The following is a 24,337-nucleotide window of genomic DNA, read 5'->3' as shown; positions in this document are numbered from 1 at the left end:
GGTCGAAGACCCGGCGGACATCGTAATGCCGAGCACCGTAGGAACAGGTTTGGGATCAGTAGAGGGCTGGCTGGCCGAGCACGCGTTAGACCTCGTGCAGTTTCGCCGGCACATCCACGCCAACCCGGAACTCTCCCGCACCGAGTTCGCCACCACCGAATTCGTCTCGTCCTGGCTGATCAAGGCCGGCCTGACGCCGCAGCCGCTGCCCGGCGGCACCGGCCTGATCTGCGACATCGGGCCGGAGGGCCCGCGCATCGGCCTGCGCGCCGACATGGACGCGCTGCCGTTGCAGGAGTTCACCGGCCTGAGCTTCGCCTCCACCGTGCCCGGCGTCTCGCACGCCTGCGGCCACGACGCGCACACCACGATCCTGCTCGGCACGGCGCTCGCGCTGGCCGAGGTGCCGGAACTGCCGGTCGGCGTGCGGCTGGTGTTCCAGCCCGCCGAGGAGGTCATGCCGGGCGGCGCGATCGACGTGGTCGCCACCGGCGCGATGGAGGGTGTGGAGCGGATCTTCGCGCTGCACTGCGACCCGCGACTGGAGGTGGGCCGGGTCGGCATCCGGGTCGGCGCGATCACCTCGGCCGCCGACACGGTCGAGCTGGTGCTGGATTCGCCGGGCGGGCACACCTCGCGCCCGCACCTGACCAGCGACCTGGTCTACGCGATCGGCACCGTGATCACCGGCCTGCCGGGTCTGCTCAGCCGCCGCATCGATCCGCGCACCAGCACGGTCATGGTGTGGGGCGCGGTCAGTGCAGGCAAGGCGCCCAACGCGATTCCACAGACCGGCATGCTCACCGGCACCGTCCGCACCGGCGATCACGCGACCTGGTCGCTGCTGGAGCCGATGGTCCGCGAGATCGTCGACGGCCTGCTCGCGCCGACCGGCGTGCGGTACCAGCTGAACTACCGCCGCGGCGTCCCGCCGGTGGTCAACGACGAGCAGTCCACCCGGATGTTCGAGGACGCGATCCGCAAGATCGGTCCGGACGCGCTGGCCGACACCATGCAATCCGGTGGCGGCGAGGACTTCTCGTGGTACCTGGAGGAGGTGCCCGGCGCGATGGCGCGCCTCGGTGTCTGGTCCGGGCACGGCGAGCAGCTCGACCTGCACCAGCCGACCTTCGACCTGGACGAGCGGGCGCTCGCGGTGGGCGTGCGGGTGCTGACGAACATCGTGCTCAACGCGTAGCGCGCGCTGAGCTTCGAGAACTACGACGTGGTCGGCCCGTTCGGGTCGGCCACGTCGTTCGTCGGTCAGCCGAAGTTGCCGGGACCCACGTTGCGGCTGTTGCGCGTGCGCAGGGAATGTACGTAATCCTCAGGCGCACCGGCCTTTTCGGCCGCGTCCGCGATGACGCCGATGTAGCGGGCCGAGGGCAGGCCGCCCTCGTACGCGTCGAGCACGTACAACCAGGACAGCGTCGGCTCGGCGCCGCTCTCGCTGCGGGTGACGCGCAGCCGGATCTTCTTGTGGATCCCGAAGTCCGAACCCTCCCAGCGGTCCAGCCGCTGTTCGTCTTCCGGCGACACGTCGTAGAGGACGACGAAAACCCGGGAGCCGGGCTCCTCGACCACCGTCGCCAGCGGTCCCTCCCAGCCGATGTCGTCACCAGCGAAGGTGAGCCGCCAGCCCTCCAACCAGCCCGTTCCGGACATGGGCGAGTGCGGACAGCGCTCGAGCATCTGGGTTGAGTCCATGTTGGACCCGTAGGCGGCGTAGATCGGCACCAGAGAAGGGTAGCCAATAACATCGAGGGATCGACTCTATCCCGGCCAGATGCGGTATTCCCGTGGCGCGTTCCGGGCGCGGCGACGGTGTGACCAGGCTCGCCCGATAACGTTGACAGGTACCGGAGATCCCGGTGCGCAACCAGAAGCGGAGGTATCCATGACCCGCATAGCGATCATCGGTGGCGGACCGGCCGGTTACGAGGCGGCGCTGGTGGCGGCCCAGCACGGTGCGTCGGTGACGCTGATCGATAGCGACGGCATCGGCGGGGCTTGTGTGCTCTGGGACTGCGTCCCCTCGAAGACGTTCATCGCCTCCACCGGCGTGCGCACCGACCTGCGCCGCGCCCGCGATCTCGGCATCACCCTCGACCCGAACCAGGCGACCGTGCAGCTGGCCGAGGTGAACGGCCGGGTCAAGGCGCTGGCGCTGGCCCAGTCCTCCGACATCCGGTCCAAGTTGCAGACCGTCGGCGTCACCGTGCTGGCCGGTCGCGCGGAGCTGACCGACGCCTCCACCGGACTGGCCGCGCATCAGATCCTGGCCAAGCTGGCCGACGGCACCGAGGCGACCATCGAGGCCGAGGTTGTGTTGATCGCCACTGGGGCGAGCCCGCGCGTGTTGCCGGGCGCCGAGCCCGACGGTGAGCGGATCCTCAACTGGCGCCAGCTCTACGACTTGGAAGAACTGCCGGAGACCCTGGTGGTCGTCGGTTCCGGCGTCACCGGCGCCGAGTTCGTCTCCGCGTACACCGAAATGGGCGTGCGGGTGCGCCTGGTCTCCAGCCGCGACCGGGTGCTGCCCGGCGAGGACGCCGACGCGGCCCTGGTGCTGGAGGACGCGCTCGCCGAACGCGGCGTCGAGCTGGTGAAGCACGCGCGCGCCGACGCGGTGGAGCGCACCGCCGAGGGCGTGGTGGTCAAGCTGTCCGACGGCCGGACCGTCGCGGGCACGCACGCGCTGATGACCGTCGGCTCCACCCCCAACACCGACGGCCTCGGCCTGGATCGGGTCGGCATCGAACTCGACCGCGGCGGATACCTGCGGGTCGACCGGGTTTCGCGCACCTCGGTGCCCGGCATCTACGCGGCCGGCGACTGCACCGGCCTGCTGCCGCTGGCCTCGGTGGCCGCGATGCAGGGCCGGATCGCGATGTACCACGCGCTCGGCGAGGGCGTCAGCCCGATCCGGCTGAAGACGGTGGCGTCCGCGGTGTTCACCCGCCCGGAGATCGCCACGGTCGGCGTCAGCCAGACCGCCATCGACAACGGCGAGACCCCGGCGCGCACGGTGATGCTGCCGCTGAACACCAACCCGCGGGCCAAGATGTCCGGCCTGCGCCGGGGCTTCGTGAAGATCTTCTGCCGCCCGGCCACCGGCGTGGTCATCGGCGGCGTGGTGGTGGCGCCGATCGCGTCCGAGCTGATCCTGCCGATCGCGCTCGCGGTGCAGAACAACCTGACCGTCAACGACCTGGCCCAGACGTTCTCGGTGTACCCGTCGCTGACCGGTTCGGTGACCGAGGCGGCTCGCCAGCTGATGCGGCACGACGACCTGGACTGATGCCCTTGCCGAGGCAACTGGGGACCGATTTCCGCGCGTCAGCGGCGGCGGTCTGCCGGGGTGGGTTGAATGGTCTTGCGGTTCAGCGCCGTTCGTGCAGCCTGAAGTTTTGATTCACATTGCTCATCAGGTCTACATATGGTTCACTTCCCGCAGAGATGCGATCGGCGGGCGGTCGCGTGGTTCGGTGTTCGGGGGGATGGTTCTTTTCCCAATCGACACGTCGAACGACCTTCGCGTCGTTCGGCGACCGGGCGTCTCGTCAGAGACAACTGAGTGTGGCTGAACTCCAGGTCACACCCGGGAAAGGGAATACGAAAAGTGAAACATCGTAAGCCGAGTCGGGCGCAGCGAGCGATGGCGAGCACCTCGTTGCCACTGGCCGCCGCGGCCGCTGTGGCCTCTCTCTTGGCAGCGCCGGCGGGGGCCGCTCCTGGTGATCCGAGCATTCCACCCACTACCGCACCGCCGAGTCCTTCGCCGGCTCAGCCGGGAGTCGTGAACCCGGAGGCGCCACCGAGTCCGGGCACCGCGACGCCGGGTCCGACCAATCCGCAGCAGCCGCCGAGCCAGCCCGGTGTCACCACGCCGGGACAGCCGGGCGTGAACACGCCGGATCCGGTCATGCCGAATCCGAACAAGGATCCGAAGCTGGCCCAGCCGACCCAGCCGGGGGTCACCACCCCGCGCGTCGCGCCGCTGCCGGTGCCGGGTCAGTCGAATCAGCCGCAGCCTGCGGTCGTGCCGGATCAGCCGGGTGAGCAGAAGCCCGGTCAGCCGGGTGCGGCCACGCCGGCCCAGCCGGGCACCCAGACCACCCCCGGCACGCCGGGTACCCAGACCACGCCGAGCACCCCGGGCACCCAGACCGCGCCGGGCGAGCAGAACAATCAGGCCCAGCAGCCGGAGACGCTGATCCAGCCGCAGCAGCAGCCGCGCTGGCAGTCCCCGCAGCTGCAGGCCGCTCCGCCGGCGCCGGTAGTCGAGATGACCGGTCCGCACCAGGAGATCGGCGCGAACGTCGACGGCGGCGCGGTGCTGCCGGGCTACGTGGCCAACACGCACCACTTCAACAACGAGTCCGGCTACGTCGGCACCATCGGCTACCGCACCCCGGCCGGTGCCGGTGAGGCCGGTGTGTCGGTCGAGTACGTCGACGCCAACACCGTCAAGGTGACCACCTACACCGGTGGCGTCGGCCTGGCCGACAACAAGACGATCTCCGTTTTCGACACCACCCAGGCCAACCTGGCCAAGGCGGCGGTCGAGGACTGGATCAAGGAACAGCCGGGCGGTGCCGCGGCGCTCGAAGCGGCCGCGCAGGTTAAACTTCCGCTGCAGCCGGGCGATCTCGCTCCGCAAACGGTCGATGTGGGTGGTGTCACCACCCAGTGGGGTGGTTCACTCCAGTACTGAGACTGACTGGGGCTGATTCGACGGGTGGGGCGGTCGTTCGCGACCGCCCCATACGCGTGTCTTGGGGAAAGGATTGGGTGTGACCTCCGAGGGTGATCCGAGGGAGAAGGAATCCGACGACCAGTCCGCGTCGGATTTCGGCCCCCCGGTGGGTGAATTCGGCCCGCCTGTCTCAGAATTCGGACCTCCCGTTTCGGAATTCGGTCCGCCGGTCGCGGAATTCGGCCCGCCCATGGGGGATACCGGTCCGCGCTGGCAGACGACGGAGCAGACGGGTGACCATCCCGAACTGGTCTGGCGCCCCGCCGCCGACGCCGGCCCGACCCCGCCGCCTGCCCCGCAGTACCGGGCGCCGGACTCGACGTCGTTCCCCGAACCGCGGCCCACCCCACCGGTTCCGCCGCGGGTGCCGCCGGTCGATCGGGAGCAGGCCGCCGACGCCGACCAGGACTCGTGGTGGACCCGCCCGACCGATACCGGCAGCGTGCCGAAGCCGCCGCCGCTGACCTCGCCGAGCCTGTCCTGGTCGGATGATCCGATCGCCAAGATGCTGACCCCGGCCACGCCGCCGGCCCCGCAGCCCCCGGCGCGGAAGTCCGGATCGCACACCGGGCGCAATGTGCTCGCCGGTCTCCTCGCGGTCGTCATCCTGGTCGGGCTCACGGTGACCGTCATCGTGGTGTCCAAGGGCGGCGGCAACGACACCCCGGCCCCGCCCGTCGCGAGCACGAGTGCCGGGCCGAGTTGCCCGACCAGCATCAGCAAGGACGGCAAGGTGACCGTCGGCAACGGCAACGGCGACACCAACTCCGGGCCCGGCGCGATTCTCGGTTTCCAGTACGCCTTCTACGTGCTGCGCAGCGGGGCGAACGCGCGGAAGTTCGTCGCCGACGACACGCTGAATGTGTCACCCGCGGACGTCATCCAGAAGGGCATCGATGAGCAGGTGCCGAAGGGCACGACGCACTGCTTGAAGATCTCCGAACTCGCCACCGGCACCTACGCGGTGGACCTGCGGGAATTCCGGCCCGACGGGACCGAACAGCTCTATCCGCAGACCATCACCACGGTGGTGCGGGACGGTAAGAACCTGCTGTACTCGATCGACAAGCGCGGTGAGTAGTCTCAGATAGTGAGAAAGTAATTTCATATCTTGGTAGTGCTGTGGGACAGTGAATTCTCGCGTCCCCTGGCGTCCGTTCGGAGGTTTCCATGTCGCCGACCATCCCACCGCTCGCGGCCAAGCTCGGCGGTCTGCAGAGCTCGGCGATCCGTGACCTGCTGAAGCTCACCACGCGCGCGGAGATCATCGGCCTGGCCGGCGGGTTGCCCGATGCGGAGCTGATGCCGCGCGAGCGGATCGCCGTCGCGGCGGACGCCGCGCTGAGCGGTGCGGGCTGCCTGCAATACACCGAGTCGCCGGGCTGGCGGCCGCTGCGCGCGGTGCTCACCGAACGCGAATCGGCTCGGCTGGGCCGGACGGTCGACCTCGACGAGGTCTTCGTGACGCACGGCTCGCAGCAGGCGCTGTCGCTGCTGGCCGAGGTGCTGCTCGACCCCGGTGCGCTGGTCGTTGTCGAGGATCCGGCGTATGTCGGTGCGCTGCAGGTCTTTCGGGCCGCCGGCGCGCGGATCGTCGCGGTGCCGCTCGATGCCGAGGGCATGCGCACCGATGCGCTCGCGGAGCTGCTGGCGCGCGGCGAACGCCCGGCCGTGGTGCACACGGTGAGCAACTTCCATAATCCCGGCGGCGTGACCATGAGCCCGCAGCGGCGCGCTCAGCTCGCGGAACTCGCTGACGCGCACGGCTTCTGGGTGATCGAGGACGACCCGTACGGTGAGCTGTGGTTCGACAATCCCGCGCCCGCGCCGGTGGCGACCTACTCCCGCAACGTGATTCGCCTGTCGAGCGCCTCGAAGATCCTCGCGCCCGCGCTGCGCGTCGGCTGGATGGTCGCCCCGGACCCGGTGTGCCGCGCGGTCGAATTGCTGAAACAGGGTGCGGACCTTTGTGGTTCGGCGCTGACCCAGCAGATCGCCGCCGATCTGCTCGCCGACGAGGCCTGGCTGACCGCGCACGTCGACAACGTCCGCACCGTCTACGGCACCCGCGCGAAAGCCCTGGTGCACGCGGTGCGCACCCGTTTCGGCGAGCGCATCCGGTGCACCGACGCGACCGGCGGCATGTTCGTCTGGGCCGACTTCACCGACGGCACCGACACCCAGGCGCTGTTGCCCCGCGCCCTCGAGGCCGGCGTCGCCTACGTCCCCGGCTCCGCCTTCGCCGTCGACGGCGGCTACCGCGACTCGATGCGCATGTGCTTCACCACCTCCGACGCCGACACCCTGGCCGAGGCCGTCGACCGCCTGGCCCGCGCGGCCGGGTAGTCGGTCGGCTCGGAGCCTCGCGGGCGGACGGATCAGCCGTCGTTGACGCCCGGCTGGAGGCAGTTCGTGATCACCCCACTGGTATCCCCCGCCGGAACGGACGCAGCCGAGCACCACCCCATTGCCGGCGTCCACATAGACCTGTTCCGTCGCACCGGGAATCGAGCACGACTCACCCGCTGGCCGGCACGGGCCAAAGCGCCGGCGGCGAGTGCGGGTACAGGGTCAGTCGGCCCAGTCGTAGGTGCGCTCGACGGCCTTGTTCCAAGACCTCAGGTGTTCGTCGCGGTCCTCGGCGGACATCGTTGGCTCCCAGGTCTTGTCGGCGGCCCAGTTCTCCCGGATGTCGTCGGTGCCGGACCAGTAGTCGACGGCCAGGCCTGCGGCGTAGGCGGCGCCGAGCGCGGTGGTTTCGTTGACCACCGGGCGCACGACGGGCACGTCGAGGATGTCGGACTGGAACTGCATGAGCAGGTCGTTGCCGACCATGCCGCCGTCCACCTTCAGGGTGGTCAGCTCGAGATCGAGGTGTTCGGATTCGGCGTCGGCGCGCATCGCGTCGACCACCTCGCGGGTCTGAAAAGCGGTGGACTCCAGGATGGCTCGCGCCAGATGGGCCTTGTTCACGAACCGGGTGAGCCCGGCGATGACGCCGCGCGCGTCCGGCCGCCAGCGCGGCGCGAACAGCCCGGAGAACGCGGGCACGAAGTAGGCGCCGCCGTTGTCCTCCACGCTGCGGGCCAGCGGTTCGATCTCGTCGGCCGAGGAGATGATGCCCAGGTTGTCCCGGAACCATTGCACCAGTGAGCCGGTCACCGCGATGGACCCTTCCAGCGCGTACACGGCAGGCTCGTCGCCGAGCTGATAGCACACGGTGGTGAGCAGCCCGTGCTTGCTGACCACGGGCGTGGTCCCGGTGTTGAGCAACATGAAATTGCCGGTGCCGTAGGTGTTCTTGGCCTCGCCGGGGGACAGGCAGGCCTGACCGAAGGTGGCCGCCTGCTGGTCGCCGAGGATGCCCGCCACCGGAATGCCCTGCAGCGGGCCGGAGGTGATCTCCGCGTACACCTCGGAGGAGCTACGGATCTCGGGCAGCAGCGACTCCGGCACGCCGAATTCCGCGCAGATCTCCGAATCCCACTGCCGGGTATTCAGATCCATCAGCATGGTGCGCGAGGCGTTGGTGACGTCGGTGATGTGCTCGCCGGTCAGGTTCCACAGCACCCAGCTGTCCATGGTGCCGAAACACAGCTCGCCCGCCTCGGCCCGCTTGCGTGCGCCCTCGACGTTGTCCAGGATCCAGCGCAGCTTGGGCCCGGCGAAGTAGGTGGACAGCGGCAGGCCGGTGCGCTCCTGATAGCGGGTAGGCCCGATGTCGCCGCCGAGTTCGGTGGTCAGCCGGTCGGTGCGGGTGTCCTGCCAGACGATGGCGTGGTGAATCGGCTTGCCGCTGGCGCGATCCCACACCACGGTGGTCTCGCGCTGATTGGTGACGCCGACCGCCGCGATGTCGTCGCTGCTGAGCTGATTCTGCTTCAGCACCTCACCGAGCACGAATTCGGTGTTCTTCCAGATGGTTTCGGCGTCGTGCTCGACCCAGCCCCGTCTCGGGAAGATCTGTTCGTGTTCCCGCTGGGCCACGCCGACGACGCGCCCCTGCCGATCGAAGACGATGCACCGACTCGAGGTCGTGCCCTGGTCGATGGCGGCCACATAGCGACGCATTGGTGCAGGCTACTAAACGCAGAGCCCGCTGGGCCCGATTGCGGCGTTCGCGGGTCCGGGTCGCGGATCACATCGCCGTCCGCGGGCCGCTCGATTAGGGTCGATATCAGTTACCGACGAGTAGTGCCGCACGACACGAGCGAGGCCGTGGTCGAAGAGATCCGCGGCCACTGGCATAGCCTGTAGCCAGAGCAGCTCGATCGAATGCCCGATTAAGACCACTACGTCGTCGACCCGCGGCTGGAGGAGTTCGAGCATGACCAAGAAACCGGAATCCCAGTTCCTCGGTCCGGAGCAGCGCAGGACGGCCTGGGAGCGGTTCGGCAAGGACCACTTCGATGTGGTCGTGATCGGCGGTGGGGTGGTCGGCGCGGGCATCGCGCTGGACGCGGCCACCCGTGGGCTGAAGGTAGCCCTGGTCGAGGCCCGTGACCTCGCCTCCGGCACGTCGAGCCGGTCGTCGAAGATGTTCCACGGCGGCCTGCGCTACCTGGAGCAGCTGGAGTTCGGCCTGGTCCGCGAGGCGCTCAAGGAGCGCGAGCTCGCGATGTCCGCGCTGGCGCCGCACCTGGTGAAGCCGCTGCGCTTCCTCTACCCGCTCACCCACCGCGCGTGGGAGCGTCCGTATGTCGCGGCCGGGCTGATGCTCTACGACACCATGGGCGGCGCCAAATCCGTTCCCGGCCAACGGCATCTGTCCCGGATGGGGGCGCTGCGCCTGGCCCCCGGCCTGAAGCGCAGCGCGCTGATCGGCGGCATCAGCTACTACGACACGGTGGTCGACGACGCCCGTCACACCATGACCGTCGCCCGCACCGCGGCGCACTACGGCGCGGTGATCCGCACCTCCACCCAGGTGGTCGGCTTCCTGCGGGAGGCGGACCGGGTGGTCGGCGTGCAGGTGCGCGACAGCGAGGACGGCCGCACCGCCGACATCCGCGCGCACGTGGTGATCAACTCGACCGGCGTGTGGACCGACGAGGTGCAGGCGCTGGCCCACCAGCGCGGCCATTTCCACGTCCGGGCCTCGAAGGGCGTGCACATCGTGGTGCCGCGCGACCGCATCGTCAGCGACGCCGCGATCATCCTGCGCACCCCGACCTCGGTGCTGTTCGTCATCCCGTGGGGCACGCACTGGATCATCGGCACCACCGACACCGACTGGAACCTCGACCTCGCCCACCCCGCGGCGACCAAGGCCGACATCGACTATCTGCTCGAACGCGTCAACGAGGTGCTGGTCACCCCGCTCACCCACGACGACATCGACGGCGTCTACGCGGGCCTGCGCCCGCTGCTGGCGGGGGAGAGCGACGAGACCTCCAAGCTGTCCCGCGAACACGCCGTCGCGCGTGTCGCGCCGGGTCTGGTCAGCATCGCGGGTGGCAAGTACACCACCTACCGGGTGATGGCCTACGACGCCGTGGACGAGGCGGCGCAGGACATTCCGGCGCGCGTCTCGCCGTCGATCACCCAGAAGGTGCCGCTGCTCGGCGCCGACGGCTATTTCGCGCTGGTCAATCAGACGGTGCAGCTGGCCGAGGAATACGGCGTGCACCCGTACCGGATCAAGCACCTGCTGGACCGCTACGGCGCGCTCATCGACGAGGTGATGGCCATGGCAGACGGCAAACCCGAACTGCTGCAACCCATTACCGCGGCCCCGGCGTACCTGAAGGTGGAGGCGGTGTACGCGGCCGCGGCCGAGGGCGCGCTGCACCTGGACGACATCCTGGCCCGCCGTACCCGCATCTCCATCGAGTTCCCGGACCGCGGCGCGGACTGCGCCGCGGAGGTGGCCGAGCTGGTCGCGCCGATCCTCGGCTGGGACGCCGCCGACATCGAGCGTGAGGTAACGACGTACCGCGCGCGGGTCGAGGCGGAGATCCGTTCGCAGACCCAGCCCGACGACGACTCCGCCGACGCGCTGCGCATCGCGGCCCCGGAACCGCGCCCGGAGATTCTGGAGCCGGTGCCCGCCGACGGCGTGCCGAACAAGGAAGTGCGGCAGGCGAACCGGTAACTCAGGCGAGCCCGGGCGGTGGCAGCGCGATGGTCGCGAGGGTGCCGCCGCCCGGCGCCGGTTCCATGGTCGCGGTGCCGCCGTGCAATTCGGCGATCCACGCCACCAGCGCCAGCCCGATGCCGCTGCCGCGCCCGCCGGTGACCCCGCGCGCGAACGGATTGCTCGACAGCTGCGGGTTCAGTCCCGCGCCGTGATCGCGCACGGTGACCCGCCCCTCCGCGACGTGCACCTCCACCGGCGCACCGGGATTGATCGCGCCGTGCGTGATCGCGTTCTCGATCAGGTTGCGCACCGCCAGGCTCAGCAGGTTCGGGTCGCCGACGACCACCGTGGGACTGCTGTGCACAACGACATTCGCCTTGAACTCCTCGGCGACCGACTCGGTGAGCTGATCGAGCAGCAACTGCACCCGCTCCATCGTCGTCACCCCCGCCTGCATCCTGGCCCGCGCGAGCAGGCCCGCCACGATCCGCTCCATCCGCGTCCCCAGCTCGCCCGCGTCGGCCAGCGCCCGCTCCACCTCGTGCGGGTTGCGCCTGCGCGGGGCGGTGACCAAGCCCAAAGTGGTCAGCGGCGTGCGCAATTCGTGCGCGGCATCGCCGAGGAACCGTTCCTGCTCCTCGACGAGCAGCAGCGCCTGGCGCATGCTGCGCCCCGACAGCGCATGCGCGGCAAGGGCGGACAGCACCACCAGGGTGAGACCGCCGACGACCAGCGCCCACAGCAGCAGCGCCCGATCACGGTCCACCCGGCCGGGATTCGTCCCCGCGATGACGACCGCCCGGGTTGTCGTGTCGTCCCAGAAGATCGGCGCGGCGGCCAGCCGCACCGGGCGGCCCGCGCTGTCGTAGCTGTCCTGGAAGACGATCCCGCCGGCCCGCACGGCGTCGTCGGCCATGGCCTCCGCGCCATTGCTCGGCGGCAGCCAGGAACGCAGGTGCCCGTAGATCTCGCGCCAGTGCCCGTTGTCGTCGTTGGTGACGATCATGACCGCGGTCTCGCCGTTGGCCAGGTCGTCGCGTTCGACCGAGGCGAGGTCGATGGCCTGGGCGTCGGGGTCGAAGTCGACGCTGCGCCACAGCCCGGTCACCACCCGGTCCAGGCCGTTGTCGACCGCGTTGTGGCGCGAGCGGGCGTCGATGGTCGCCGCGAGGACGCCGAGGATGACCAGGCAGGTGGCGGTGATGACGGTGATGAGGGCGGTCAGCAGCCAGCGGGTGCGGCGCAGCCTGGCCACCGCGGGCTGGGGGTTCGCGAAGCGGCCGGGGGCCGTGGCGGTCCCGGGGATCAGCGGGCGGATGGTGCACTTCCGATCATGAAGCCGGTGCCGCGCACGGTCTCGATCACCTGCGGCGGCCCGAGTTTGCGCCGCAGCTGCGCGATCACCGCGTCCACCACGTTCGAGGCGGGCTCGGCCATCTCGTCCCAGCAGCACTCGATGAGCTCGGTGCGCGAGACCACGCTGCCCGCGCGGGTGGCGAGCAGTTCGAGCACGGCGAATTCCTTGGGGGTCAGCGAGCGCAGGATGCCCGCGCGCTGCACGCGGCGGCGCGGCAGGTCGATATCGATATCGCCGAGGACCAGGCGGGCCGGCGCGGGATGTTCGCGCCGGCGGCTCAGCGCGCGCACCCTGGCGGCGAGCTCGGGCAGGGCGAACGGTTTGACCAGATAGTCGTCGGCGCCGTGCTCGAATCCCGCGATCCGGTCGGCCAACCCGTCGCGTGCGGTGAGCATCAGCACCGGCACCCGCTGGCCCGCGGCGCGTTGCGCGGCGACCAGGTGCAGGCCGTCGCCGTCGGGCAGGCCGCGGTCGACGACGAGCACGTCGTAGGTGTTGACGGCGATTTTCAGGTCGGCGTCGGCGAGCCGGTGCGCCAGATCGACGGCGAAGCCTGCCGAGCGCAGCCCGGCGACGACCTCATTGCCAAGACCTTCATCGTCCTCGACCACCAGCACACGCACGAGATCAGAGAATAGGTCATTTCAGACGGGACCGATCCGTCATCCCGGGCGACCGTCGGGATGACGGATCGGCACAGGGCCGGATTGTGGTCCGGCACCGCCGCGATCAGTTGGTGGAGTAGTACAGATCCCACTCACCGGTCGGCGTCTGCTGGCACTCCCACCACTTCCAGTCCGGGTGCGCGGGCGCGTTCGCGCCGTCCGCCCGGCAGGCCGCCTCGGTACCGTAGGTACCGACGTAGATCGTCTCCGCGTTGGCCACCGCCGACCCTCCGGCGACGAGGCCTGCCGAGAGCGCGACGGCCGCGAGCAGGGTGCTGATCTTCATGGTGTTTCCTCTCTCCCTGGCGCGGGATCCGCGCCTGGTGAGTAGAAAACCGAACTGTCCGTGAGATTTTCGTGAGGCAGGGCGATGCCGCAGCTCAGTGCGGTGCTTCCAGTCGCATCGCCCAGCCGACCAGCGAGCGCAGATAGCGCAGCACCAGCTCGTCCGGGTACTGCTCCGGATCGGTGAGGTGCAGCCTGGCCAGCTCCTCCATCGCGGCGAGCAGGATCCGCTCGGTCGGGCCGTCCGGGTCGACGGTGACGCCCGCGTAGCGGGACAGATGCCGCGCGCCGATCGCTCGCGCGTAGGACCGGCCGAGCTCGAGCCGGTCCCGCAGATCGGGTGGGCCGCCGTCGGGCGGGCTGAGGATGATCCGCCAACTGGTCGGCGCGGCATGCAGATAGGCCAGGATGCCGCGGCCGACCTGATCCACCTCGACCGCCTCGGACCAGTCGACGCTGCCGATCCCGGCCAGCGCGATCGCCGACTCCCGGTCGAGCAGCGCGGTGATCAGCCCGGACAGGTCGGTGAACTGCTGATACACCAGCGCACGGGCGACCTGGGACTCACGCGCGACCCGGTCGATGCTGACCGCGCCGAAGCCGTCCGCGGCCACGATGTCGCGCGCGACGTCGAGTAGTTGGGCCCGCCGGTCCGCCGCCGACATCCGGCGCCTCGGCGTCGGCCTACCGGTCGAGGGCTGGGCAACGTATGGGGACGTGGCGCGATCCGTGCTCACCGCACCGACGGTAGCGCAAGCAGCAGGTCGACCGCTTTGGCCGCACTCTGTGCCGCGCTTTCCATGGTCGCGGACCAGTCGGTGGCGGTCCAATCGCCGGCCAGTACCAGCGTCGGCACCGAGGTGCGCTGGCCGGGGCGCAGCGCGTGCGTGCCGACCACCTGGGAGAAGGTCGCCTTCGGCATCCGAACCACGTGTCCCTGAATCACTTTCGCCGTCGCGGCGGCCGGGTAGTAGCGGCGGAGCAGGGCGATCTGCTCGGCGAGGATCTCCTCGTTGGTCTTGCGGATCTGGGCGTAGGCGCCGCTGGTGGTCAGGCAGTAGAGCCAGGCCTGGTCGGTCTTGCGACCGGTCATGCGCTGACGATCGAAGACCTCGTCGATCACGCCGGTGCCGCCGATCAGCGCCTCGAATTCGGCCGTGGTGCCGAGCGGGCGGTCCAGGTACAGGTTGGTGCTGACGATCGGGGTGTAGCCGAGTTTGTCTGCGGCAGCGTAGATTTCGGGATGCTCGGGCAGGTCGTCGAGCAGGCCGTTGATATTGGAGTTGGGCACGGCGCACACCACCGCGTCCGCCGCGACGGTGGTGCCGTCGGCCAGCGCCACCTCGGTGACCCGGCCGTCGGCGATGTGGATTCGCCGGGCGACAGCGCGATGCCGCACCTCGACCCCGTGCCGCGCGAAGACCTTCAGCGCGCCGGTGACGTAGAGCGTGTCCAGGTCGGTGGTCGGATAGCCGATGGTGGCTGGTCGCCGGTGTTTGATGCCGAGGCGGATGCCGGTGGCCATCACGTCGGCGAGCACCTTCGCCGACTCCTGCTGCACCGGCTCGGCGGCGACGCCGAGCGCGAGCCAATCCCACAGTGCCTCACGGGCTTTCGCGGGCATGCCGACGCGGTTGAACCACTGCTCGGTGGTCAGGCCGGGCAGGTCGGCCGGTTGATGCAGACATTGCCAGCCGAGCCGGAGGGTGGCAACGGCGGCGCGGACGCGTTCGATCGGGTTGGCGTCGGGATGCGCGCCGGACAGTGTGCGCAGCGCGCCGAGCCCCTTGGTGCTCATAGTGACGCTGCGGCCGTCGGGCCAGCGCAGCGTGGCATGGTGCGGGAAGGCGACGTATCGGCGGGTGCCGATGCTGGTGAGGTAGCGGAACAGGTGGTCGTAGCCGCTGGCGATCACGTGCTGCCCGTTGTCCGGCGGGTCGTCGACCACGTCGACCCGCATGGCGTGGGTGCGTCCGCCGAGCCGGCCGCGACGTTCCAGCAGGGTGACCCGCTTGCCCGCTTCGGCCAGCCAGACCGCGGCCGCGAGGCCGGCCAATCCGCCGCCGATGACCACGTACCGCCGGGGATCGTCCATGCCGCACTCCTCGCTAACTTACATGTTGTAAGTTAAGGCCGAGGGGGTGGTTCGTCAAGGGCGCGGCGACTCCGAGGAGATCGCCGGGTGCGGCGGCTTCGGCGTCTGGGTGCTCGAATTCGGATGTAGCAGCAGATAACTGAACAGCACGGTGGCCATGGTGGCCAGCGCCGCGAAGAAGAGGCGGTTGGCGATCGCGAGGAGCGGTCGTCTGCCCGATCTCGATACCGTCGTCATGGCCTGCTCCTGTGCTGTGTCGTGACTGCCACGGATGTAGTCGTGCCGAGCGCACCGATCATTAGCAACTGAGTGGCAAATTACAGTGGTGGGCGGGTAATAGCCGGTGGGCACGCCGAGCGGTTGGTCCGATTGCACAATTGATTCGGTGCGGCGAACCAAATGGCTTGGTCGCGCGACGGACTTTCTCGCGGGATTCGGCCGTCGGCGCGAAGTGGTCCGACGTTCAGTTGCCGGGAGCCGGCTGGCACCGGGGGCAGAAGTAGATGCCGCGCTCGCGGTAGGCGATCCGGTCCGAGGCGGGCGCGGGTTCGCCGAACAGCTGCGTCACGATGGTGGTGCCGCAGCGCTGGCAGGGGCGGCGGGCGCGGCCGTAGACCAGTTCGCGCCGTGGGGGTTTGCGCACCGATTCGGTCAGCACCCGGTGGGCCTCGTTCACCAGCGCGAGCAGATCGGGCACCTGACCGACCGGGGTGGCCGGATGGATGCGGCGCAGGAAGCAGATCTCACTGCGAAAGACATTGCCGACGCCGGCCAGGTTCCGTTGATCCAGCAGCGCGCCGCCGATCGACTGCTCCGGATATCGCTCCAGGCGCCGAACCGCCTCGGCCACATCCCAGTCCGGGCCGAGCAGGTCCGGGCCGAGATGGTCGATGACGGTGTGCTCGTCGGCGAGGCGCAGGACCTCCACCTTGCCGAGCGAGAACCCCACGGCCTCCACCTCGTCCGTGCGCAGCACCACCCTGGCGGTCACCCTCGGCTTGGTCCAGCGCTGGCCGCAGTGGAAGATCCGCCAGGTGCCCTCCATTTTCAGGTGGCTGTGGATGGTGACCGTCGGCGTCCGGATGAACAGGTGCTTGCCGTAGCTGCCGATGCTCTCCACGACCTGATCGCGCAGGTCGACGGTCGCGTAGCGCGGCACGCGGAAGTCGCTGGCGGTCAACGTCTTACCGGCCAATGCCGCGCGGAGTCGGGCGGCGGCCAGGTAGACGGTGTCACCCTCGGGCATGGCGTGTCCCTGGCGCGGTCGAACGGGCGCGGTTCATGGGCGGCTCCGCAGGCGCAGTCCGCGGGGCGTCGCGGAGAAGCCCGCCTCGGTCAGGAAGCCCGCGAAGGTGTTGCCGTGCACGGTTTCCCCGTCGACGCGGTCGATGACGAGCGAGTCCACGCGGCGATGGTGCACCAGGTCGGCCAACGCGCGGGCGGCGGCTTGGCGGGCGTCGGGGTCCTCGGTGAAGGTGAGCAGGGTCTTGCCGCCGCGTTCGAGGTAGAGCACCAGCTCGCCGTCGACGAGAACGACCAGCGCCCCGGCCTTCCGGCCGGGTCGATGTCCGCCGTCACCGTCACCTTTCGGCCAGGCCAGGCCGGCGCCGTACGGATTCGCCGGATCGCACGCCGCCAACGCGAGCGCCTGCCCGGTCTGCGGCCTGGTGTCGCCGGGCCGGCTACGTTCGCCGTCGAACGACCGCAGCCGATCCACCACGTCGGTGGTGGAGAACTGGGCGCCGCCGAGCGAATCGATGAAATAGCCACGGCGGCAACGTCCTCGGTCCTCGAACTCGGTGAGCACGCGGTACATCAGCGCGAAACCGCCGGGCACGCCCTCGTTCTGCACCGACCCCCTGGTCAGCACGCCGTAGCGTTCCAGCAGCGTGTCCGCCGTCGCGTGCGCCCGGACGGTGTTGTCCGCTACTCGCTCCGGCAGCAGCGACCAGCGACCGGCTACCGCGGGCGGGCCGGACCGGCTCGGCATGCTCGGGCGCGGCAGATACGCCCGCCCGCGCGGTGCCCGGCGCGGCGTCCGGTGGGCGGTGGTGGTGCGGGCGGTACCCGTGAGCATGGCCCGCACCGGCGCGAACGTGTCACCGGAAACCATTCCGGCCCAGACCAATTCCCACAGCGCCGCCGCCACCGCGGTGTCGTCCAGCAAGCCGGTCGCATCGGAGAGCTGCCGGAAGAAGTACGCGCCACCGCCGTGCGGCACCGGTATCGGGGTCTCCGCGGCGCCGGGGCGGGCGAGGGAGGCGCCGAGCGCGGTGAGCAGATCCAGCTGCACCGCGGACAGTTCGATGTCATCGGGTGGCGTCAGCGTGAACGGGGCCTGGTCGGTGAGATGGAGCGCGACCCAGCCGTCCTTGGTGGTGATCGACCCGTGGCCGGACCACAGGACCTCGCCGGTGGCCATCAGTTCGTCCAGCATGGCGGGGGAGTAGTCCCTGACCCGGGCGGGCAGGATCAGCGACTCCCACGCCGAGGCCGGAATCGGTACGCCCGCAAGCTGTTCCACGACGGTGGCGACGCCGTCGACCCCGCGCAGTTCACCGGTGCCGATGTGCTGCCAGGCCGGCAGGAACCGGCCGAAGGTGGCCGTCGAGACCGGCTCGACCTCGTGCCGCGCGGCGGCGAGCGAGCGGCGGCGCAACCGGCGCAGCACCTGCGCGTCGCACCATTCCGAACCCGCCGCGCCCGGTGTGAATTCGCCCTCCACGATGCGCTTTTCGGCGTTCAGCCGGTGCAGTGCGGTGGCGACCACGGCGGTGCCGAGGCCGAAGCGGGCGGCCACCGCCGCGGTATCGAACGGGCCGTGCGTGCGGGCGAACCGGCCGACCAGATCGCCGAGCGGATCGGCGACGGGCTCGATGAAGGCCGCGGGCGTGCCGATCGGCAGCGGGACGCCGAGCGCGTCGCGCAGCCTGGACGCGTCCTCCACGGCCACCCACCAGCTCTGGCCGGCGAACGTAACCTCCAGTGCGCGGCGCGATCTCACCAGCTCGGCACACCAGTCGGTCGGATCCTCCACACAGCGCGCGGCGGCCTCGGCGGCGGTCAGCGGTCCGAGCAGTCGCAGCAGATCGGCCAGGCCCTCGGCATCGCGGGCATGGCGTTCCGGGGTGAGCCGCTGCAGCTCCAGCTCGGTCTGCTCGATGACCGAGCCGTCCAGCAGCTCGCGCAGTTCCACCCGCCCGAGCAGCTCGGCGAGCAGCCCCGAGTCGAGCGATAGCGCGGCCGCGCGGCGCTCGGCCAGCGGGCTGTCCCCGTCGTACATGAACTGCCCGATGTAGTCGAACAGCAGCGAATTGGCGAACGGCGACGGCGTCGCGGTCTCCACCTCGACGAGGCGAAGCTGGCGGCGCGCCACCCTGCCGAGCAGGTCGCGCAGCGACGGCAGGTCGTAGACGTCGCGCAGGCATTCGCGCACCGTCTCCAGCAGGATCGGGAAGGCGGGGAACTTCCGCGCCACGTCGAGCAGCTGCGCCGACCGCTGCCGCTGCTGCCACAGCGGGGCGCGCTTGCCGGGATCGCGCCGCGGCAGCAGCAGGGCGCGCGCGGCGCACTCGCGGAAGCGGGACGCGAAAAGCGCGGAGCCGCCGACCTGTTCGGTGACGATGTCGTCGATCTCGTCGGGTTCGAAGACGAACAGCTCGGCGCCGGGCGGGTCGTCGGTGGTGTCCGGCAGCCGCACCACGATGCCGTCGTCGGAGGCGTTCGGCGCGACGTCGACGCCGAACCGTTCGCGCAGCCGCGCGCCGATGGCCAGCGCCCACGGCGCGTGCACGGGCAGCCCGTACGGCGAGTGCAGCACCAGCCGCCAGTCGCCGAGCTCGTCCCGGAATCGCTCGACCACCAGCGTTTTGTCGGTGGGCAGATGGCCGGTCGCGGTGTGTTGTTCGGCCAGCAGGCTGCCGAGGTTCGCGGTGGCGAACGCGTCCAATCCGGCCGCGGCGGTGAGCTTTTCCAGATTCTCCGGGTGCTGGCCTGCCTTGCGCACGAATTCACCGAGCGCGCCGCCGAGTTCGGCGGGACGGCCCAGCCCGTCGCCGTGCCAGAAGGGCAGCCGGCCCGGTTGCCCGAACGCGGGCGTCACCAGCACCCGGTCGAAGGTGATGTCCTCGATCCGCCAGCTGGTCGCGCCGAGCGCGAACACGTCGCCGACCCGCGACTCGTAGACCATCTCCTCGTCGAGTTCGCCGACCCGGGAGGCCTTTTCGCCGACCATGTAGACCGCGAACAACCCACGGTCCGGGATCGCGCCGCCCGAGGTCACCGCGAGACGCTGCGCGCCGGGCCGCCCGGTGAGCGTGCCCGCGTCCCGATCCCACACCAATCGCGGTCGCAGCTCGGCGAACTCGTCCGACGGATACCGGCCGGCCAGCAGGTCCAGCACCGACTCGTACGCCGAACGCGGCAGCGCCGCGTAGCTTCCGGTGCCGCGCACCAGGTCGAACCAGGCGTCCACATCGATCGGCTCGAGCGCGCACGCCGCCACGGTCTGCTGCGCCAGGACATCCAGCGGGTGCGCCGGAATCTGGATCGACTCGATCTGCCCGGCGGTCATCCGCTGCGCGGCCACCGCGCAGTGGATGACATCGGTGCGGTGCTTCGGGAACAGCACCCCGCGCGAGATCTCGCCGACCTGATGCCCGGCCCGGCCGACCCGCTGCAATCCGCTCGCCACCGACGGCGGCGCCTCCACCTGCACCACCAGATCGACCGCGCCCATGTCGATCCCGAGCTCGAGGCTGCTGGTCGCCACCACGCAGCGCAGCCGCCCGCTCTTCAGGTCGTCCTCGATGTAGGCGCGCTGCTCCTTGCTCACCGATCCGTGGTGCGCCCTGGCCAGCAGCGGGCTCGCGCCGTGGATCACCTCGGTCGCCGCACCGAGCTGGGCCGGCGGCTTGTGCTCGGTCTCCACCGCCTCGCCGAGGCGGGCCGCGTAGGTCTCGTTGAGTCGCGCGGTGAGCCGTTCGGCCAGCCTGCGCGAGTTCGCGAACACGATCGAGGACCGGTGCTCCAGCACCAGATCCACGATGGCCTCGTCCACGTGCGGCCAGATCGAGCCGGGTTGATCGGAGTCGCCGGGTTCGGTCATGTCCGCCACCGGCACCCGGACGGACAGGTCGAAGGTCTTCGGCGCGGGCGGCGAGACGATGGTGATCGGCGCGTTGCCGACCAGGAACCGGCCGACCTCGTCCGGCGGCCGCACCGTGGCGGACAGGCCGATTCGTTGCGGGGGCCGCGCCGGCTCGCCCGCCGCCGGGCCACCACCCATCGACTCGTCGCGGGGCGCGGTGGTCAATTGATCGAGCCGGGCCAGCGACAGCGCCAGATGCGAGCCGCGCTTCGATCCGGCGATCGCGTGCACCTCGTCCACGATCACCGTGCGCACGTCCCGCAGCGTCTCCTTCGCGGCGGAGGTGAGCATGAGGAACAGCGACTCGGGCGTGGTGATCAGGATGTCCGGCGGCGTGCGCTGCATCGTCCGGCGCTCGGACGCGCTGGTATCCCCGGACCGCACCCCGACGGTGATCTCCGGCGGATCCAGCCCGAGCCGCTTGGCCGTTTGCGTCACACCCACCAGCGGGGCCCGCAGATTGCGCTCCACGTCCACCGCGAGCGCCTTCAGTGGTGAGACGTACAACACCGACGTTCCGGCCCGCTCCGGCGATTTCTGCCGGGTGGCCAGCTGATCGATCGCCCACAGGAACGCCGACAACGTCTTGCCGGACCCGGTCGGCGCGATCACCAGCGTGTGCTCGCCCGCGGCGATCGCCGCCCACGCGCCCAGCTGGGCCGACGTCGGCGCCGGGAAGGCGCCGTCGAACCACTCCTGGGTAGCGGGGGAGAACTGAGCCATGGCATCAGTGTGCACCGAGGCACCGACAACCTGATCGGCGTCGCCGGCGACCGGCGCAGCTCAATCCGGCCCGAATCCGCGGAGAGGCGGGCGAGACTTATGCGCATAGTCGTACGCTTCGTGGCGTGCAAAAGGTGCTCAGACTCGACCTGGTCAGCCATGGCATGACCGAGGCGATGCGGAAGGCACGTTTTCCAGTCGACGAATCGCTGACCGAAGCCGGCCGCCGCGCTATTTCCGGACGCTCGCCGCTCGCCGCGCCCCGGGTGCTCACCGGGCCCGAGCGCCGGACCGTCGAGACGGCGGCGCTGCTCGGCCTGCCCGGTGACGAGGACACCCGGCTACGCGACCTCGACGCGGGCGCGTGGCGCGGCGGGGCGCTGATGTCGGTGCCGCAGGACGAGCTCTACGCCTGGCTCACCGACCCGATGTTCCGCGGCCACGGCGGCGAATCCGTGGTGGACGTGATCGAGCGGACCAGGTACTGGATGGCCGAGATCGCGTCGGAGGGGAAGTCGACCGTCGCGGTCACCCATCCCGCCGTCATCCGCGCGGCGCTGCTGGTGACCCTGGACGCGCCGCCGAAATCGTTCTGGCGGATCGACATTCCGCCGGGCAGCGTCACCCGCCTGCACTACCGCGGCGAATGGACCCTGCACTTCACGGCGTGACCGTGCGCTTCGCCGCGAGCGGTCCGGCGCCGAGGGTGACCAGCAACCGAACCGCGTCGGTGATCAGCCGGGCCGGGATGGACGGGTCGATGGCGCGCTGCATGCCGAGGCCGATGCCCATGCTGAGGATGCCCGTCGCGGCGTCCTCCGGCGGCACCGGCAGCTCGATGCCGATGGTGTCGGCCAGCGTCTGCACCTGCGCTGCCACCGCGCCGCGCACCACGCTCAGGCTCGACACCAGCGCCGCCTGCAAGGCCGGATCGTCGCGGGAGACGGTCGCGAACTCGAATTCGAGCATGGTCCAGCCGACGTCGCCGACCGTCCGCTCGGCCCATTCCTGAAATCGCGCGAGCTGTTCCTCGAAGCTGTCGCCCGCCGCGAGCAGATCGGTCACCTCGCCGAACTTGGTCGCGTGGATGAGTTCGATCACCTCGAGGCCGAGCTCCTTCTTGGTGCGGAAGTTCGAGTACACGGCGCCCTTGGAGTAGCCGGCCTCCTCGGCCACCCGCTCCAGGCTGGTGCTCGCGTAGCCGTCGGCCAGGAAGAGGTCGCGTGCCGTGGCGATCAGGTCAGCGCGGGTGCGAGCCTGGCTCTCGGACCGGGTCAGTCGTGCCATGCCCCGATTCTACGTACCGTCGGATTTGGGATACCGCTGGTATTTGAATTCTGTTAGTGTTTGGAACCATGGGTAACAACAACGGGACGCAGCGGCGCGGCCTGGCCATCGGTTGCGGTGGCACGCTCGGTGCGGCGTGGATCGTCGCGGCGCTGGCCGCGGTCCGGGACGCGCTCGACTGGGATCCCCGCGAGGCCGACGTGCTGATCGGGACGTCGGCGGGCGCGGAGTACGTGACCATGCTCGGCAGCGGCGTCTCGGTGGACGAGCTGATCGCGATGCAGGACGGCACGTCCACGAACCCGATCCTGTTGGCCCACCTGCGGTCCGGCCCGGGACGCGTTCCGCCGGTCCCGCGCCCGCGGCTCGGCTCGGTGCGGCTTCCGTTGCGCCGCACCGACTCCGGGCAGGCTCTGCTCACCGCGGGCAGCGGGCTGCTTCCGGTCGGTAGGGGTGACGCGGGCTGGCTGGAGCGGCTGGCCGAGCGGCTCAACCCCGGCCGGTCCTGGGTCTCGCATCCGGCCACCTGGCTGGTGAGCATGGATTACGCGACGGGAGAACGGATTGCGTTCGGATCGCCCGACGCGCCGCCCGCGCCGCTCGGTGCGGCCCTGCGCGCGTCGTGGGCGGTACCCGGCTGGTTCCCGCCGGTACCCATCGCCGGCCGCCGCTTCATCGACGGTGGCGCCGGCTCGACCGCCTCGGTGGACCTGCTGATTCCGGAGCGGCTGGACGAGGTCGTGGTGCTCGCGCCGATGGCCTCGACCGGGAAGCTGCCCGCCACCAGTCCCGGCCACTTTCTCGAACGGCAGCTGCGTCACCGCATGAGCGCCGCGCTCGATGCCGAGATCGTCCGGTTGCGCGCGACCGGCACCAGGGTCCTGCGCCTCGACGCCACCGCCGCGGATCTCGCGGTGATGGGCCCCAACTTCATGGACGGCCGCCGCCGCCTCGACACCTTCCAGCACAGTCTGCGCAGCACTCGCCGTGCGCTCGAACAAGGAGCCTTCGCATGAGAATTCTCGGTCACGGATACCCCGGCCTCGACCTGCAGGGCGCGCGCGTCCTGATCACCGGCGCCGGGCGCGGCATCGGGCAATCCACCGCGGAGCTGTTCGCGGCCAAGGGATCCGAGGTGGTGATCGCCGACGTCGACACGGGCGCCGCCGAGACCGCCGCCGCCGCGCTCGGAGCGCGGTCCTACGAGCTCGACGTGCGCTCGCGCGGCCAGTGGGACAAGGTGATCGCCGATCTCGGCCACGTCGACGTCCTGGTCAACAATGCCGGTGTCATGCCGGCGGGTTCGTTCCTGGACGAACCGGATGTGGTGGGGCAGGCCACGATCGACATCAACGTCTGGGGTCTCATCCACGGCATGCGCGCGGTCGCGCCCGGCATGATCGAGCGGGGCCGCGGCCACATCGTGAACGTCGCCTCGCTGGCGGGCAAGATCCCGATCGCCGGTCTCGCCGTCTACAACGCGAGCAAGTTCGCCGCCGTAGGCCTTTCCGCCGCAACTCGTTTGGAGTTCGCCCCGCAGGGGGTCAGCGTCAGCTGCGTCATGCCCTCGGCCGTGCGCACCCGCCTGTCCTCCGGCCTGACGCTCGGCCACGGTATGCCGACCGTCGACCCCGAGGACGTCGCCGCCGCCATCCTGCGCACGGTCGCCACCCGCAAGGGCGAGGTGGCCGTCCCTGGCTACCTCGGCTCGATCGACGTGGCCGTGGCCGCCACGCCGGAACGCGCCATGCGCCTGGTCCGTCGCCTCATCGACGGCGACCGCGCCCTGCACCCCGCCGACGAGAAGACCCGCGCCGAATACGAGGAGCAGGTCCGTTCGATCAGCTGAACAACGGGAAGTGGGCCCCGCGGTGTACTGCCGGGGCCCGTTTGGCGCGGGGGTGGGCCGGGGGGGGGGGGGCGGCCCCCCCCGCGCCC

21 protein-coding genes are annotated in these 24,337 nt (G+C 70.4%); 9 read left to right on the top strand and 12 right to left on the bottom strand.

The window, feature by feature from the left end; translation table 11 throughout:
* The first annotated feature begins 25 nt into the window (after positions 1–25).
* A complete protein-coding gene (locus tag ACFQ9K_RS39430) occupies positions 26–1,198 on the top strand; it encodes a M20 family metallopeptidase (RefSeq protein WP_378714926.1) in 1,173 nt (390 codons plus the stop codon).
* A gap of 65 nt (positions 1,199–1,263) precedes the next feature.
* Here ACFQ9K_RS39430 and ACFQ9K_RS39425 read toward each other — a convergent pair whose 3' ends face one another.
* Positions 1,264–1,737, bottom strand: a complete 474-nt coding sequence (locus ACFQ9K_RS39425) for a gamma-glutamylcyclotransferase (protein WP_167460962.1) — start codon at positions 1,735–1,737, stop codon at positions 1,264–1,266.
* A gap of 160 nt (positions 1,738–1,897) precedes the next feature.
* Between ACFQ9K_RS39425 and ACFQ9K_RS39420 the strand changes: the two genes are divergently transcribed.
* Positions 1,898–3,301 (top strand): NAD(P)H-quinone dehydrogenase, encoded by a 1,404-nt coding sequence (locus ACFQ9K_RS39420; protein ID WP_378714880.1) that lies wholly within the window; start codon positions 1,898–1,900, stop codon positions 3,299–3,301.
* A 485-nt stretch (positions 3,302–3,786) separates the two neighbouring features.
* Here the strand turns inward: ACFQ9K_RS39420 and ACFQ9K_RS39415 are convergent, their stop codons facing one another.
* Positions 3,787–3,927 (bottom strand): hypothetical protein, encoded by a 141-nt coding sequence (locus tag ACFQ9K_RS39415; protein ID WP_378984341.1) that lies wholly within the window; start codon positions 3,925–3,927, stop codon positions 3,787–3,789.
* On the opposite strand from ACFQ9K_RS39415, the gene ACFQ9K_RS39410 reads away from it, so the two are divergent.
* The 3 genes from ACFQ9K_RS39410 (at position 3,926) to ACFQ9K_RS39400 (ending at position 7,105) form a co-directional block, all read left to right on the top strand.
* A complete protein-coding gene (locus ACFQ9K_RS39410; protein WP_378984338.1) occupies positions 3,926–4,717 on the top strand; it encodes a hypothetical protein in 792 nt (263 codons plus the stop codon). The two genes, ACFQ9K_RS39415 and ACFQ9K_RS39410, sit on opposite strands and share 2 nt — an antisense overlap.
* Before the next feature lie 79 nt (positions 4,718–4,796).
* A complete protein-coding gene (locus tag ACFQ9K_RS39405) occupies positions 4,797–5,840 on the top strand; it encodes a hypothetical protein (RefSeq protein ID WP_378714884.1) in 1,044 nt (347 codons plus the stop codon).
* A gap of 89 nt (positions 5,841–5,929) precedes the next feature.
* Positions 5,930–7,105 (top strand): PLP-dependent aminotransferase family protein, encoded by a 1,176-nt coding sequence (locus ACFQ9K_RS39400; protein WP_378714886.1) that lies wholly within the window; start codon positions 5,930–5,932, stop codon positions 7,103–7,105.
* A 225-nt stretch (positions 7,106–7,330) separates the two neighbouring features.
* Here the strand turns inward: ACFQ9K_RS39400 and glpK are convergent, their stop codons facing one another.
* The gene (glpK, locus tag ACFQ9K_RS39395) at positions 7,331–8,830 is read right to left on the bottom strand and encodes a glycerol kinase GlpK (RefSeq protein ID WP_378714888.1); all 1,500 of its coding nucleotides are present in this window, start codon (positions 8,828–8,830) and stop codon (positions 7,331–7,333) included.
* A 256-nt stretch (positions 8,831–9,086) separates the two neighbouring features.
* Here glpK and glpD point away from each other — a divergent pair, with 256 nt between their 5' ends.
* Positions 9,087–10,853 (top strand): glycerol-3-phosphate dehydrogenase, encoded by a 1,767-nt coding sequence (glpD, locus tag ACFQ9K_RS39390; RefSeq protein WP_378714890.1) that lies wholly within the window; start codon positions 9,087–9,089, stop codon positions 10,851–10,853.
* Position 10,854: 1 nt separating this feature from the next.
* On the opposite strand, the gene ACFQ9K_RS39385 is transcribed toward glpD, so the two are convergent.
* The 8 genes from ACFQ9K_RS39385 to ACFQ9K_RS39350 form a co-directional block, all read right to left on the bottom strand.
* Positions 10,855–12,093 (bottom strand): sensor histidine kinase, encoded by a 1,239-nt coding sequence (locus ACFQ9K_RS39385; RefSeq protein WP_378714891.1) that lies wholly within the window; start codon positions 12,091–12,093, stop codon positions 10,855–10,857.
* A gap of 50 nt (positions 12,094–12,143) precedes the next feature.
* Positions 12,144–12,818 carry a winged helix-turn-helix domain-containing protein gene (locus tag ACFQ9K_RS39380; protein WP_378714893.1) on the bottom strand — a complete coding sequence of 225 codons (675 nt, stop codon included), beginning with the start codon at positions 12,816–12,818 and terminating at the stop codon, positions 12,144–12,146.
* 106 nt (positions 12,819–12,924) lie between these two features.
* Positions 12,925–13,146 (bottom strand): hypothetical protein, encoded by a 222-nt coding sequence (locus ACFQ9K_RS39375; RefSeq protein WP_378714895.1) that lies wholly within the window; start codon positions 13,144–13,146, stop codon positions 12,925–12,927.
* Between the two features lie 94 nt (positions 13,147–13,240).
* Positions 13,241–13,810, bottom strand: a complete 570-nt coding sequence (locus ACFQ9K_RS39370; protein ID WP_378714928.1) for a TetR/AcrR family transcriptional regulator — start codon at positions 13,808–13,810, stop codon at positions 13,241–13,243.
* A 68-nt stretch (positions 13,811–13,878) separates the two neighbouring features.
* Positions 13,879–15,240, bottom strand: a complete 1,362-nt coding sequence (hpnE, locus tag ACFQ9K_RS39365; protein WP_378714897.1) for a hydroxysqualene dehydroxylase HpnE — start codon at positions 15,238–15,240, stop codon at positions 13,879–13,881.
* A gap of 54 nt (positions 15,241–15,294) precedes the next feature.
* Positions 15,295–15,477, bottom strand: coding sequence for a hypothetical protein (locus ACFQ9K_RS39360; protein WP_378714899.1), 183 nt, complete (start codon positions 15,475–15,477; stop codon positions 15,295–15,297).
* Positions 15,478–15,703: 226 nt separating this feature from the next.
* Entirely contained in the window at positions 15,704–16,486 is a 783-nt protein-coding gene (locus ACFQ9K_RS39355; RefSeq protein WP_378714901.1) for a DNA-formamidopyrimidine glycosylase family protein, read from the bottom strand.
* A 33-nt stretch (positions 16,487–16,519) separates the two neighbouring features.
* Positions 16,520–21,112 carry an ATP-dependent helicase gene (locus tag ACFQ9K_RS39350; RefSeq protein WP_378714903.1) on the bottom strand — a complete coding sequence of 1,531 codons (4,593 nt, stop codon included), beginning with the start codon at positions 21,110–21,112 and terminating at the stop codon, positions 16,520–16,522.
* Positions 21,113–21,237: 125 nt separating this feature from the next.
* On the opposite strand from ACFQ9K_RS39350, the gene ACFQ9K_RS39345 reads away from it, so the two are divergent.
* Positions 21,238–21,783, top strand: coding sequence for a histidine phosphatase family protein (locus ACFQ9K_RS39345; RefSeq protein ID WP_378714905.1), 546 nt, complete (start codon positions 21,238–21,240; stop codon positions 21,781–21,783).
* Here the strand turns inward: ACFQ9K_RS39345 and ACFQ9K_RS39340 are convergent.
* Complete coding sequence (locus ACFQ9K_RS39340) at positions 21,773–22,399, bottom strand: TetR/AcrR family transcriptional regulator (RefSeq protein ID WP_378714907.1); 627 nt, start codon at positions 22,397–22,399, stop codon at positions 21,773–21,775. The two genes, ACFQ9K_RS39345 and ACFQ9K_RS39340, sit on opposite strands and share 11 nt — an antisense overlap.
* Before the next feature lie 68 nt (positions 22,400–22,467).
* On the opposite strand from ACFQ9K_RS39340, the gene ACFQ9K_RS39335 reads away from it, so the two are divergent.
* Together ACFQ9K_RS39335 and ACFQ9K_RS39330 are read left to right on the top strand one after the other, a co-directional pair.
* A complete protein-coding gene (locus ACFQ9K_RS39335; protein WP_378714909.1) occupies positions 22,468–23,415 on the top strand; it encodes a patatin-like phospholipase family protein in 948 nt (315 codons plus the stop codon).
* Positions 23,412–24,248, top strand: coding sequence for an SDR family oxidoreductase (locus tag ACFQ9K_RS39330; protein WP_378714910.1), 837 nt, complete (start codon positions 23,412–23,414; stop codon positions 24,246–24,248). Before ACFQ9K_RS39335 ends, ACFQ9K_RS39330 begins: the two co-directional genes overlap by 4 nt.
* Positions 24,249–24,337: the final 89 nt, after the last annotated feature.

The organism is Nocardia sp. NPDC056564, from assembly GCF_042793755.1.
Lineage (GTDB): Bacteria > Actinomycetota > Actinomycetes > Mycobacteriales > Mycobacteriaceae > Nocardia.
Note: the sequence above shows the minus strand (reverse complement) of the source record. Positions and strands in the feature narration are given on the sequence as shown.